Here is a 12,945-nt window from a genome sequence, read left to right as displayed (position 1 = left end):
CCGATGGCCCGGATCATCATCGTTGGTGCCGGCGTCATCGGGCTGAGCTGTGCCGTCCGGCTCCTTGAGGAGGGCCACCGCGTCGACATCCTGGCGCGGGACCTGCCACTGGAGACGACCAGTGCGGTAGCCGCCGCGCTCTGGTATCCCTACCGGGCATGGCCTCAGGAGCAGGTGACGGCATGGGCCGCCGCCAGCTATCGACGGTTCGCCGACCTGGCTGTGGCTGACGACGCCGGCGTCGAAGCCGGGGTCCGGCTGCTCCCCGGCACCGAGCTGCTGAGCACGACCGCGGCCGATCCGTGGTGGCGCTCCGCCGTGCCCGAGCTGGAACGGGTCGAGCCGACTCGCGGATTCGCAGACGGGTGGAGCTTCGTGGCCCCGGTGATCGACATGCCGGTCTACCTGGCCTGGCTACGGACCCGGGTGGAGTCGCTCGGCGGAACGGTAACCCGCGACAACCTCAGCCACCTTCCCGACGGCGCGGACGCCGTCGTCAACTGCTCGGGGCTCGGCGCCCGGCACCTTGCTGCCGACCCTTCGGTGCTCCCGGTCCAGGGGCAGGTGGTCGTCGTCGAGCAGTTCGGCCTGGACCGCTGGTGGCTGGACTCGGCGGGACCGACCTACGTCGTGCCGCGGGGTAGCGAGGTGATCATCGGCGGCACCGACGTCGAGGGGGAGTGGAGTCGCACTCCCTCGCCCGAGACCGCCCGCTCCATCCTGCAACGTGCCGAGCGGCTGGTGCCCGAGGTGGCCGAGGCCCGGGTTCTCCGGCACAAGGTGGGTCTGCGCCCTGGACGACCCGCGGTTCGGGTGGAGCGCCAAGGGCACGTCGTGCACTGCTACGGCTTGGGTGGTGCCGGCGTGACACTCTCGTGGGGCGTCGCCGACGAGGTGGTCTCCCAGCTCCGCTGACGGCGGCGTGCGGCTCAGAGACGGCTCGAGCCCCTGCCGTGAACACGGCAGGGGCTCGAGCGTTGAGCTAGACGCTGATCAGCGCTTCAGGTCGAAGCGGTCCAGCTCCATGACCTTGACCCACGCGGCGACGAAGTCGTTGACGAACTTCTCCTTGGCGTCGTCGGCGGCGTAGACCTCAGCGAGGGCACGCAGCTCCGAGTTCGAGCCGAGGATCAGGTCGACCCGCGAAGCGGTCCAGCCGTTGGACGAGGTGAAGAGCTCCTCGGTCGCGTCGGTGGCGGTCCACTCCTGGTGCTCCAGCAGGTTGACCAGGAAGTCCTGGGTCAGCTCGCCGGGGCGCGCGGTGAAGACGCCGGTCTTCGAGCCGTCGAAGTTGGTGTCGAGGACACGCAGACCGGCGATCAGCACGGTCATCTCCGGGGCGCTGACGGTGAGCAGGTTCGCCCGGTCGAGGAGCAGGTACTCGGTGGCTGCCTTGCTCTTCTTGGACAGGTAGTTGCGGAAACCGTCGTAGCGGGGCTCCAGGAAGTCGAACGACTCGACGTCGGTCTGCTCCTGGGTGGCGTCGGTACGGCCGCCGGTGAACGGCACGGTGACCGCGCTACCGGCAGCGGCCGCTGCCTGCTCCACGCCGACGCCGCCGGCGAGGACGATGAGGTCGGCCAGCGAGACCTGCTTGGCCTCGGTGTCGAACTCAGCCTTGATCTGCTCCAGCGCAGCGATCACCTTGGCGGTGCGCTCCGGGTTGTTGGCAGCCCAGCTCTTCTGGGGCTCCAGACGGATCCGCGCACCGTTGGCACCACCGCGCTTGTCGGAGCCGCGGTAGCTGGCAGCCGACGCCCAAGCGGTGGCGACCAGCTCGGAGACGGTGAGGCCGCTGGCCACGATCTTCTGCTTCAGGGTGGCGACGTCGCCGTCGTTGATCAGCTCGCCGACCTGGGCGGGGAGCGGGTCCTGCCAGATCAGGTCCTCGGCCGGAACCTCGACGCCGAAGTAGCGGCTCTTCGGGCCCATGTCGCGGTGGGTCAGCTTGAACCAAGCCCGACCGAACGCGTCAGCGAAGGCGTCCTGGTCGTCCTTGAAGCGCTTCGAGATCTCCGCGTAGATCGGGTCGTAGCGCAGCGCCAGGTCGGAGGTGAGCATGCGCGGCTCGCGCTTGCCCTCGCCGAACGCCTCGGGGACCAGGTCCGCGCCGCCGTTGTTGACCGGGCGCCACTGCTGGGCGCCGGCCGGCGAGTGGAAGAGCTCCCACTCGTAGGCGAACAGGATGTGGAAGAACTCGTTGTCCCAGCGGGTCGGGTGGTAGGTCCAGGTGACCTCCAAGCCCGAGGTGATCGCGTCGATCCCCTTGCCGGAAGCGTGGGTCGACTTCCAGCCCAGGCCCTGCTGCTCGATCGGTGCAGCCTCGGGCTCGGGGCCGACGAGCGCTGCGTCGCCAGCACCGTGGGTCTTACCGAAGGTGTGACCACCGGCGATCAGGGCGACGGTCTCCTCGTCGTCCATGCCCATCCGGCGGAAGGTCTCGCGGATGTCGATGGCGGAGGCCAGCGGGTCCGGGTTGCCGTTGGGGCCTTCCGGGTTGACGTAGATCAGGCCCATCTGGACGGCGGCCAGCGGGTCGTCGAGGTCGCGCTCGCCGGTGTAACGCTTCTCGTCGAGCCACTCGGTCTCGGGACCCCAGTAGACGTCGGCGTCCGCCTCGTAGACGTCGGGGCGTCCGCCGCCGAAGCCGAAGGTCGGGAAGCCCATGTCCTCGAGCGCGACGTTGCCGGCGAGGATCATCAGGTCGCCCCACGAGAGCTTCTGGCCGTACTTCTTCTTGACCGGCCACAGCAGGCGGCGGGCCTTGTCCAGGTTGCCGTTGTCCGGCCAGGAGTTCTGCGGAGCGAAGCGGTGCTGACCGTGACCGGCGCCGCCTCGGCCGTCGCCCGAACGGTAGGTGCCGGAGGCGTGCCACGCCATCCGGAGCATGAGGCCGCCGTAGTGACCGAAGTCGGCCGGCCACCAGTCCTGGGAGTCGGTCATCACAGCGGCGATGTCGGCCTTGACGGCGGCCAGGTCGAGGCTCTCGAACTCGGCGCCGTAGTTGAAGCCCTCGTCGTGCGGGTTACCGACGGTGGGGTTCTTGGCCAGGATCTTCAGGTTGAGCTGGTTCGGCCACCAGACCTTGTTGGAGTCGCTCTGCGCGGGGAGCGGCTGGCCGTGCATCACGGGGCAGCCTCCAGCAGCGCCTTCCTGGTTGAGGTCGGCGAGCTCGGCGTCGTTCTTCTCGGACACGGAAATCCCTTCGGTTCTGCGGGTGTGATGGTGGGGATCAACTTGCGGTCTGACAGTTGGGGCAGCGGCCCCAATAGATGACCTCGGCCTCATCGATGGCGAAGCCGTGGTCGTCGGAGGCGGTCAGGCAGGGGGCGTCGCCGAGGGCGCAATCGACATCTGCGATCGCGCCGCAGCTGCGGCAGACGATGTGGTGGTGGTTGTCACCGACTCGGGATTCGTAGCGAGCGACCGAGCCGGAGGGCTGGATCTTGCGGAGCAGACCGGAGCCGGCCAACGTGTGGAGCGAGTCGTAGACAGCTTGGTGTGAGACCTCGGGTAGTGAGGCGCGCACGGCGCCGATCAAGGTCTCGGTGTCGGCGTGCGGATGCGTGTGTACGGCGTCGAGTACTGCGACTCGCGGCTTGGTGACCCGCAGGCCGACCTCGCGAAGCATCTCTTGCAGTTCCACGTCTGTTGCCACGTGGTGAATCCTGCCCTCTTTTCTTGAAAGAGTCAAGAAAAGAACTGGAGTGGTTCAGGAAAACCCTAGCGGTTCGCGCGGGCGGACCGGCGCCGGGCGAGCGGGACCACCAGAGCGAGGGCCAGCGCCGCTCCGGCGATCATTCCAGCCAGGCCCCAGCTTTCGCGGTAGCCCGCGGCAACCGCGACGCCGGCCGCCGTGGCGACTGCCATCACGAAGACCGCCATCGCGATCCGGAACAGGAACTCGGAGAGCCAGAGCTGAAGGAGGGTGCGTGGTGGTCGAGGTGACCCCGCGGCGGCCGCGGTCCCGGTTGCAGGAGCGGGGTCGGCGGTCACTGGTTGAACGTCGGTGACCGCGCTCGGGTTGAGTGGGCCGTAGATGTGCGGGTAGGTATCGTCGCCCACCTGATCCTCGCGCCAGGGGGAGCTCAGCAGGTCGGTGTCGATGGTGAGCAGGACGAGCTCGCCCTGATGCCCGCGGTAGAAACGGCCGAGAACGCCGGCGACCTGGTCGGCGCGCGAGGCGTGCAGGAATCCTTCGTCGTCCAGGGTGCGCCCGAGCGTCGACCACGCGTAAGAGCCGGCAAGTTCGGCTGCCTCCCACCGGGCCTTCTCTGCAATGTGGAAGATCAGCAACGTTGCCTCCGGGCCGGAGTAGGCGAGGTGGGGCGAAGTCGAGGCGTCATCATGGCTGCCGCCGATCGTACCCAGGTGCGGCGCAGCGCGTGCCCGATAGGCGAACGGGCCCCGAGGGGCCAGATCAGGAGGGTTCGGGGAGTCGGCGCAGGATCTCGGCGAGGACGGTGTCGACGCTGTCGAAGCGGCCATCCATGTGGTCGAGTCGAGTGTCGATCCCGTCGAGTCGGCCGTCGATCCCGTCGAGTCGAGTATCGATCCCGTCCAGGCGCCGGGTGTGGTCGGCGAGGGTGGTCTGCACCTCGCCCACCATCTCGTAGAGCGAGTGCGTGTCATTCTCGAGGCGAGCGACGCGCAGGCTCATGGCGGGATCCGAGGTCATGGCTGTCACGCTACGTCGGGTTCGACGGATTGTCAGGGGTGCGGATCGGATCTGTGGAGAAGTGATCGCGCCGACCCTCAGAACAGTCGGTCGTCCGCGTTGTCCAGGCCGCGCAGAGCGTCGTAGTCGACGACGACGCACTGGATGCCGCGATCCTCGGCGAGCGTGCGCGCCTGGGGCTTGATCAGTTGCGCGGCGAAGATGCCGCGGACCGGGCCCTTGGCGGTGAGCAGGGGGTCGCGGTTGAGCAGTTCGAGGTACCGGGTGAGTTGCTCCACACCGTCGATCTCGCCGCGCCGCTTGATCTCCACCGCCACGGACTGGCCGCCGTCGTCGCGGCACATCAGGTCGACGGGGCCGATCGCCGTCGGGAACTCGCGCCGGACCAGGGTCAGGCCCGGGGTGATGGTTCCCGGATGCTCGGCCAGCAACTCCTGGAGGTGTTTCTCCACCCCGTCCTTCTGCAGGCCGGGGTCGATGCCCAGTTCGTGTTGGCTGTCGTGGTGGATCTCGTCGAGCAGGATGCGCAGGGTATCCGGTGTCTGCCCCTTCGGTGCACGGGCGGTGACGACCCACTCGATCTGGCCGTCCTCGGTGACGCCCTCCTGCACCGTGCACGGCGGCGACATCCAGTTCAACGGCTTGTAGGAGCCGCCGTCGCTGTGCACCAGCACGGATCCATCGGCCTTGAGCATCAGTACTCGTGGGGCCATCGGAAGGTGGGCCGACAGGCGGCCGGCGTAGTCAATCTGGCAGCGCGCCACAACGAGTCTCACGGACCCGGAGCCTACCTGCCCTCGAATTGGTCGGGGTGAACTGGTCAAGTGGCCCAGATCATAGTTACTAACTGTTAACAAACGTGCGATCCTTTCGCGCATGACTCAGACCACACCCGAGCAGATCACCAGCACCTTGGTTCTGCCGTATCTCAACCACGCTGTGCGTATGTACGAGGCCGGCTACGCCTCGCGCGATGACATCGACGCCGCCATGCGCTTCGGCTGTGGCTACGCGGCGGGTCCGCTGACCGTGCTCGATGAGCTGGGTCTGGACGTCGTCCGCGACGCCCTGGCGGCCCGCTTCGCCGAGACCGGCGACAACCTGCACAAGCCTGCCGATCTGTTGCAGAAGCTGGTCGCCGAAGGTCGGCTCGGGGCGGCGTCCGGTCGCGGCTTCCACACCTGGGCTGACGGAGCCGTCGTCGCGGACGCCGAGACCCCCTCGGCCGACGACGCTCCTGCGCTGCGCCACGAGATCCGCACCGTCGGCGTCGTGGGTACCGGCACCATGGCCTCCGGCATCGTTCAGGTCTTCGCCCAGGCCGGCTACGACGTGGTCTTCGTCGGTCGTTCCGCCGACAAGTTGGACGGCGTCGTTGCTGGGATCACCAAGGCGCTGGACAAGGCGATCGAGAAGGGCAAGCAGGACGCCGCTGGGAAGGACGCCGTGCTGGCGCGGCTGACCGGTGCCACCCAGCGCGAGGCGCTCGCGGACGCGGACATCGTCGTCGAGGCGATCGCTGAGGACCTGCAGCTCAAGCTGGATCTGTTCGCCGACCTCGACCGGATCTGCAAGCCCGGTGCGATCCTGACCACCACCACCTCGTCGCTGCCGATCACCGAGCTGGCTTCGAGCACGTCGCGCCCCGAGTTCGTGATCGGGATGCACTTCTTCAACCCGGCCGCGGTGATGAAGCTGGTCGAGGTGGTCACCACCACCCTGACCTCGCCCGAGGTCGACGAGACGGTGCGCGCACTGAGTGCCAAGGTGGGCAAGGTTGCGGTCTCGTGTGGGGACCGCGCCGGTTTCATCGTCAACGCGCTGCTCTTCCCGTACCTCAACGATGCCATCACGCTGCACGAGGCGGGCGCCGGTCTGGTCGAGATCGATGACGCGATCAAGGCCAACACCGGTCACCCGATGGGTCCCTTCGCGCTGCTCGACGTCGTCGGCAACGACGTGTCGCTGGCGATCCAGAAGGAGCTGTTCGCCGAGTTCAAGGAGCCGGGCTTCGCACCCGCCGCGCTTCTTGAGCAGGTCGTCGCCGAAGGCCGCCTCGGCCGCAAGACGAAGGCCGGCTTCCACAGCTACGCCTGATCGAAGCTGACAAGGCCCCACCACCAACTGCGTGGTGGGGCTTTGTTGTTCCCTGCTCCGGCCGATACTGAGGACATGGTGAAGAGGTTTGCTGTCCTGATCGTTGCTGTGCTGTGTCTAGGGATCGGGAACGCCGGAATCGCCGCGGCCGACCGTTCGCTGCCGCCGGTCGACGTCGACCTCGACTACCAGTTGGGTGGCGCCTCCGAACCGGCCGACAACGTCGGCATCGTGGCCCGCGATCGGCGGGCGCGGCCGGCTGCCGGGGCCTGGAACATCTGCTACGTCAACGGTTTCCAGACGCAGCCCGATGAGAAGGTGCTCTGGCGCAAGCACCCCCGGCTGATCCTGCGACGCCAGGGCCGACCGGTGGTGGACAGTGCCTGGGGCGAGCAGTTGCTCGACATCCGGACGCCGGCCAAACGGCGCGCCCTGGCCCGGATCGTGGGGCGTTGGATCGACGGTTGCGCTCGGCGCGGCTTCGACGCCGTCGAGTTCGACAACCTGGACTCCTTCAGTCGCAGCCGAGGTCTGATCGCGCCCCGACAGGCCAAGCGGTTCGCCCGGATGCTGGTGACCCGTGCGCACCGTGTGGGGCTGTCGGTCGGGCAGAAGAACTGGTCGGAGTTCGACGGTCGCAAGGTCGGCTTCGACTTCGCCGTCAGTGAGCAGTGTGGACGGTACGACGAGTGCGGTGCCTACGTCCGGCACTATGGCCGGGCGGTCCTGGTTATCGAGTATCGACGTCGCGACTTCGAGCGGAGCTGCGCCGCCTACGGGGACCGGTTGGCGATCGTGCTGCGGGACCGTGCGCTGGCTGCCGACGGGCGTCGCGCGTGGTGCTGAGCGCCGGGCTCGATAGGCTCGGAGACAGCGTTCGCCCGAGGTAAGGAAGTGCCAGTGCTACACCACACCACGCTGGGGGAGTCAGGTCCGCGGGTGGTGTTCTGCCACGGCCTCTTCGGCCAGGGTAAGAACTGGACGACGATCGCCAAGGCGCTCGCCGACTCCTATCGGGTCACTCTGGTGGATATGCCCAACCACGGTCGTTCGGCGTGGACCGAGCATCTCGATCTGGTGCAGGCGGCCGACCAGGTCGCCGAGCTGCTGGACGCCGCGGAGCCGGTCGCACTGGTCGGCCATTCGATGGGCGGCAAGATCGCGATGCTGCTGGCGCTGCGGCACCCGCACCTGGTGGAGCGGTTGGTGATCGTGGACATCGCGCCGGTCGACTACCCGAGTGGCAGCGAGTTCGCCGGCTACATCTCGGGCATGCAGGCCCTCGACCTCGGCGCGCTCAGTACCCGGGCGCAGGCCGACGAGGCGCTGATCCCGAGCGTGCCCCACCCGACGGTCCGGAGCTTCCTGCTCCAGAACCTGCGTCGCGACGGCGACAGTTGGCGCTGGCAGCCGAATCTGCAGCTCCTCGGCGACGAACTACACCAGGTCACCGGTTGGCCCACGGCTGCCCTCGAAGGCGTTGAGCCCTATCCGGGCCCGACGCTCTGGGTCGGCGGCGCCCGCTCGGCCTACGTCGTTGATGAGTACGCCGGCGTCATGCAGCACTGGTTCCCGCGGGTCCGCCGGGTCACGGTCAAGGAGGCCGGACACTGGGTCCATTCGGAGCAGCCCGAGATCTTCATCGGCATCCTGCGAAGATTTCTCGACTCACCTGCAACGCAGGGCCCTGCTCCGGCGTGAGTAGGGCATGGAACTGGACACGACCCTCACCTTCGAGGAGTGGGTCGCCTCACGGGTGAGTGCCTTGTTGCGCTTCGCCTGGTTGGTCACCGGGTCGCAGCACGAGGCAGAAGACGCTTTGCAGACCGCGCTGGCGAAGGCCTGCGCCGATTGGGACAGGATCGGTGGCCGCGACGAGGTCGACGCCTACGTGCGTCGGATGATCGCCAACGCCCACGTCTCGGCATGGCGCAGGTTCGGGCGGTGGCAGTCGCCGGCGGCCGACGTCCGGGCGCCGGGAGCGACTGCGATCGCCGGGGTGGATGCCGGTGTCGTCGAACGCGACCTGGTCTGGCGGGTCTGCAGCACTCTGCCGCGGCAACAGCGTGCGGCGGTGGTGCTGCGCTACTACGAGGACTACGACACCGCGGAGATCGCGCGGATCCTCGACTGCGCAGAGGCGACGGTCCGGTCTCACCTGCATCGGGCGCTCGCCCGGTTGCGGAGCGAACTCGAACGAGGTGGCGACGATGGGTGAGCGGAACAATGACGAGAAGACCCGCGACGTCGAGGAGGTGCTGCGCCGCGGCCTTCACGCCAACGCGGAGCGCGTCGACCTGACGGCGGCGCCCCGGCTGGCTGGAATCCGACCGGGCGCGGGCCGACGGAGGTGGCGAACCCCGTTGCTCGCCGCGGCCGCGGTTGCCCTCCTGGTCGGTGGTGGACTGGCGCTCGGCCAACGGGCGGACGAGGGAAGGTCGCCGGCAGCGGACCGCGCGGCCGACCCGGTGGCTACGCCGGGCGGCAGCGACCCGGGCTGGCGTACCGAGTACTGGAGGAGTGTTGCGGTCGAGGTGCCGGATTCATGGGGTTTCGGGGGCGCACCCTTCGAACTCAGTCCCGGTTCGCTGGCCGCCTGCGCGCCGTCGGCGATGGTCCGTGCCGACGGCGAGCGCGACTGGGAACAGCGGGACGCCGGCGGCTATGTGGGCCGGCCGATCATGCTGACGGATGCCTGCCAGGGTTATCAGGACGGCGCTGAGTTCACGCCACCTGCGCCCTACCTCTGGTTCGATGCGGGCGTCGGGGAAGGCACCGTGCGGTTCGACGGCGGCTTCGTGCAGCAGACCGTGGTGGTCGACGGCGTGAAGTTGACCGTAGGGAGTACGGATGCCGGGTTGCGCGAGCGGGTCCTCGAATCGGCCCGAGCGGAGACGCCGTGCGCTCCGACGGTCGACCAGGACCGGGAGCCCTGGCCGGCGCCGTCGGCTGCTGGGCGGGAGATCGCCACGATGCGGGTGTGCGCCTATCGGGTGGACAGGTCCCGGCCCGAAACCGTGGCCGAGCCACAGCTCAGTACCGCCATCGAGGTGGGAGATTCCGCGACTCGACGGTACCTGGACGCGCTGCGCGGCCGTGAACAGGCGCGCGACCAGTGCCCGAGGCTCGACGTCGCCGAGAGCGAGTGGGTGGTGCTTGAGTTGCTCGACGACACTGGTGCCGTCCTGCGCCGTGACGTGGTCCACCTGGCGGGCGACTGTGCCGGAGTCGATGTCGGCGCCCGGGGGCTGGCGAACCTGGTGACCTCGAAGCTGACGCCGGCGATGGTGCGTCCCTGGGCGGTGGCGAGCATCCCCGCGACGGTCTACGGTCCGAGCGGCGGCAAGGGCGCGCTCCTGGAGTCGTTCATCGGTCCGCAGGGCTGACGACCACAGCAGAACGCGCCCACCGCCAGGAGGCAGTGGGCGCGTTCTGTGCTTCGCGTCAGGGTGAGGTCACTCGCCGGCCGAGAACCCGGCGACCACGTCCCGCAGGGCACCCAGTTGGGCAGCGATCGCGTCACGGCGCTTGGTCATCTGCTCGACCTCCGCGCGGATGCCGGCCAGCTCCTTCTCCGCCTCGGCGATGCCGGTGGTGTTGATCGCCTCCGCCTGGCTACGGGCCGCGGTGACGATCTGCTCGGCCTCGCGACGGGCTCGGGCGAGGCTGGAGTCGGCCTCGGTCTGCGCCTGCTGGCGGACCGTGGTGGCCTGGGTGTTCGCCTCAGCGGCACGCTCCTCCGCAGCGGTGGCCCGCTGCTCGGCCTCGTCGACCAGCCGCTTGGTCTCGTTGGTGGCGCTGGCGTGGTAGTCCGCCGCCTCCTTGGCGAGCCGCTCCTTCTCCACGGCCAGGGTGCGCCGGGCCTCCTGGACCTCGCGGTCGGCGGCGGCGCGGGCCTTTTCGGCCTCACGCTGCGTGGTCACCCGCAGGTCGTTGGTCTCCTGCTGGGTGGCGAGGCGCAGCTGGTCGGACTCGCGCTTGGCTGCGGCGATCAGATCGGCGGCCTGGGCCTGAGCGATCTTGATCTCCTGCTGTGCCTCGCCCAACATCCGGGCGCGCTGCTCGTCGAGCTCCGCGAGCTGGACGCTCCGCATGTCCTCGGCCTCGCGCGACGCCTCGGCACGGATCGTCTTCGCGTCGCGCTCGGCCTGGTCACGGATCTCGGCGGCGGTTCGGGCCGCGGCCATCCGGATGTCGTCGGCCTCCTCCTCGGCGAGGCGGAGCAGCTCGTTGGCACGTCCACCGAGGCTGGCGTAGGTGGGCTTGTCGCTCGCCTGCAACTTCTCGTTGAGGGCCGCGACCTGCTTCTCCAGTTCGATCACGCGCTGCTCGGAGAGGCCGAGGCTCTTGCCGAGGCCGCCCTTCTCGGTGAGCAGTTGGTGGAGGGTGGCGTCGACGGCGTCCTTGTCGTAGCCGCCACGGCGCACCAGCGGAAGGTTGGGGACGCCGGGACCCGCCGCTGCGGGCCGGGGCGCTGCGGGTGCTGCGGCCGGATTCGCTGCCGGGCGGGCGGCCGGCTGAGCGGCCGGGGTAGCCGGCGGGCGGGCCGGGGTCGCTGCGTTCGGCTTCACCGCCGGGATCACCTGAGTGCGATCCTCAGGACCCACCGGCTTCGAGCCCGAGGCCTCTTTGTCGAAGATGGACAGTCCTTCGTCACTCATGTTGGCTCGGCTTCCTTAGTTCGTCGGTCAGGCAATGGGTCAAGTGTGTCGGATGCACGAAAGCGGAGACACCCCGGCTCGCGATTGAATCGCGAACCGGGGTGTGAAATCAGCAGTATGCGAAGGATCAGACGCCGCGGAAGCGGTTGATCGCCTCGAGGTGCTCCTCGCGCATCTCCGGGTTGCGGACACCGAGGCCCTCTTCCGGGGCCAGCGCCAGGACGCCGACCTTGCCCTGGTGCTTGTTGTGGTGCACGTCGAGAGCGGCCTGGCCGGTCTCCTCGAGACGGTAGGTCCGCGACAGGGTCGGGTGGATCTTGCCCTGGGCGATGAGGCGGTTGGCCTCCCACGACTCGCGGTAGTTGGCGAAGTGGCTGGAGATGATCTTCTTGAGGTTCATCCACAGGTAGCGGTTGTCGTACTCGTGCATGTAGCCCGAGGTCGAGGCGCAGGTGGTGATCGTGCCGCCCTTGCGGGTGACGTAGACCGAGGCGCCGAACGTTTCGCGGCCCGGGTGCTCGAAGACGATGTCGATGTCTTCGCCGCCGGTCAGCTCACGGATCGCCTTGCCGAGGCGCTGCCACTCCTTGGGGTTCTGCTTGGTGCCTTCGTCGTTCCAGAACTTGAAGTCCAGCTCGGAGCGGTTGATCACCTTCTCCGCACCCATGCTGCGGACGATCTGGGCCTTCTCCTCGTTGGAGACCACGCAGATCGGGTTCGCGCCACCGTTGAGGGCGTACTGGGTGGCGAAGCCGCCGAGACCACCGGAGGCGCCCCAGATCAGCACGTTGTCGCCCTGCTTCATGTTGCCGCCGTTGGCGGAGACGAGCTGGCGGTAGGCGGTGCAGTTGACCAGACCGGGGGAGGCGGCCTCTTCCCAGGTCAGGTGCTCAGGCTTGGGCATCAGCTGGTTGGCCTTGACCATCGCCACGTCGGCGAGGCCGCCGAAGTTGGTCTCGAAGCCCCAGATCCGCTGGGACGGGTCGAGCATCGTGTCGTTGTGGCCGTCGGGAGCCTCGAGCTCGACCGAGAGGCAGTGCGCGACGACGCGGTCGCCCGGCTTCCACTTGGTGACGCCTGCGCCGACGGCGAGGACCACGCCGGAGAGGTCGGAGCCCACCACGTGGTAGGGCAGGTCGTGTCGGGCGCCGAGGTCGGACTCGCGGCCGTAGCGCTCGAGGAAGCCGAAGGTGGAGACCGGCTCGAAGATCGAGGTCCACACGGTGTTGTAGTTGATCGCGGAGGCCATCACGGCCACGATCGCCTCGCCGGGGCCGAGCTCCGGCATGGCCACCTCGTCGAGGTGCAGGGACTTGCGGGGGTCCTTCTCCTTCGACGACATGCCCTCGAACATGTCGACCTCGTCCTTGTGCACCGTGACGGCCCGGTAGGACTCGGGGAGGTCGAGGGCTGCGAAGTCCTGAGTGGTCGCGTCCTCGGCGGTGATCGCATCGAGAATGTGCTGCACGGTGATCCTCCTGGACCAGATCGGCGTTGTTAACGTCTGAT

Annotated in this window: 13 protein-coding genes; 6 read left to right on the top strand and 7 right to left on the bottom strand. The window is 68.5% G+C overall.

Translation table 11 applies throughout. The features are described from left to right. Window positions 1-3: 3 nt before the first annotated feature. A complete protein-coding gene (locus ACLM5J_RS16020; protein WP_413657469.1) occupies window positions 4-915 on the top strand; it encodes an FAD-dependent oxidoreductase in 912 nt (303 codons plus the stop codon). 78 nt (window positions 916-993) lie between these two features. Here ACLM5J_RS16020 and katG read toward each other — a convergent pair whose 3' ends face one another. The 5 genes from katG to nucS form a co-directional block, all read right to left on the bottom strand. Next, the gene (gene katG, locus ACLM5J_RS16015) at window positions 994-3,126 is read right to left on the bottom strand and encodes a catalase/peroxidase HPI (protein WP_413657559.1); all 2,133 of its coding nucleotides are present in this window, start codon (window positions 3,124-3,126) and stop codon (window positions 994-996) included. A gap of 106 nt (window positions 3,127-3,232) precedes the next feature. Next, complete coding sequence (locus ACLM5J_RS16010) at window positions 3,233-3,631, bottom strand: Fur family transcriptional regulator (RefSeq protein WP_413657558.1); 399 nt, start codon at window positions 3,629-3,631, stop codon at window positions 3,233-3,235. Window positions 3,632-3,723: 92 nt separating this feature from the next. Beyond that, window positions 3,724-4,296: a DUF952 domain-containing protein gene (locus ACLM5J_RS16005; protein ID WP_413657468.1), complete on the bottom strand. Its 573-nt coding sequence runs from the start codon at window positions 4,294-4,296 to the stop codon at window positions 3,724-3,726. A 124-nt stretch (window positions 4,297-4,420) separates the two neighbouring features. Continuing rightward, a complete protein-coding gene (locus tag ACLM5J_RS16000) occupies window positions 4,421-4,678 on the bottom strand; it encodes a hypothetical protein (RefSeq protein ID WP_413657467.1) in 258 nt (85 codons plus the stop codon). A gap of 77 nt (window positions 4,679-4,755) precedes the next feature. After that, the gene (nucS, locus tag ACLM5J_RS15995; RefSeq protein ID WP_413657466.1) at window positions 4,756-5,454 is read right to left on the bottom strand and encodes an endonuclease NucS; all 699 of its coding nucleotides are present in this window, start codon (window positions 5,452-5,454) and stop codon (window positions 4,756-4,758) included. A gap of 100 nt (window positions 5,455-5,554) precedes the next feature. Between nucS and ACLM5J_RS15990 the strand changes: the two genes are divergently transcribed. The 5 genes from ACLM5J_RS15990 to ACLM5J_RS15970 all read left to right on the top strand — a co-directional run bounded on the left by ACLM5J_RS15990 (window position 5,555) and on the right by ACLM5J_RS15970 (window position 10,161). Further along, window positions 5,555-6,775 carry a 3-hydroxyacyl-CoA dehydrogenase NAD-binding domain-containing protein gene (locus ACLM5J_RS15990; RefSeq protein ID WP_413657465.1) on the top strand — a complete coding sequence of 407 codons (1,221 nt, stop codon included), beginning with the start codon at window positions 5,555-5,557 and terminating at the stop codon, window positions 6,773-6,775. A gap of 75 nt (window positions 6,776-6,850) precedes the next feature. Further along, window positions 6,851-7,621, top strand: coding sequence for an endo alpha-1,4 polygalactosaminidase (locus ACLM5J_RS15985; RefSeq protein WP_413657464.1), 771 nt, complete (start codon window positions 6,851-6,853; stop codon window positions 7,619-7,621). 48 nt (window positions 7,622-7,669) lie between these two features. Continuing rightward, window positions 7,670-8,476 carry an alpha/beta fold hydrolase gene (locus ACLM5J_RS15980; protein WP_413657463.1) on the top strand — a complete coding sequence of 269 codons (807 nt, stop codon included), beginning with the start codon at window positions 7,670-7,672 and terminating at the stop codon, window positions 8,474-8,476. 7 nt (window positions 8,477-8,483) lie between these two features. Beyond that, the gene (locus tag ACLM5J_RS15975; RefSeq protein WP_413657462.1) at window positions 8,484-8,993 is read left to right on the top strand and encodes a SigE family RNA polymerase sigma factor; all 510 of its coding nucleotides are present in this window, start codon (window positions 8,484-8,486) and stop codon (window positions 8,991-8,993) included. Further along, window positions 8,986-10,161, top strand: a complete 1,176-nt coding sequence (locus ACLM5J_RS15970) for a hypothetical protein (RefSeq protein WP_413657461.1) — start codon at window positions 8,986-8,988, stop codon at window positions 10,159-10,161. Before ACLM5J_RS15975 ends, ACLM5J_RS15970 begins: the two co-directional genes overlap by 8 nt. 69 nt (window positions 10,162-10,230) lie before the next feature. Here the strand turns inward: ACLM5J_RS15970 and ACLM5J_RS15965 are convergent, their stop codons facing one another. Continuing rightward, entirely contained in the window at window positions 10,231-11,436 is a 1,206-nt protein-coding gene (locus ACLM5J_RS15965; RefSeq protein WP_413657460.1) for a hypothetical protein, read from the bottom strand. A gap of 127 nt (window positions 11,437-11,563) precedes the next feature. Further along, complete coding sequence (ccrA, locus tag ACLM5J_RS15960) at window positions 11,564-12,904, bottom strand: crotonyl-CoA carboxylase/reductase (protein ID WP_413657459.1); 1,341 nt, start codon at window positions 12,902-12,904, stop codon at window positions 11,564-11,566. Window positions 12,905-12,945 lie beyond the last annotated feature (41 nt).

It is taken from the genome of Nocardioides sp. Bht2, assembly GCF_047308515.1.
Taxonomy (GTDB): Bacteria; Actinomycetota; Actinomycetes; order Propionibacteriales; family Nocardioidaceae; genus Nocardioides.
This window is presented reverse-complemented; position numbering and strand designations above follow the sequence as displayed.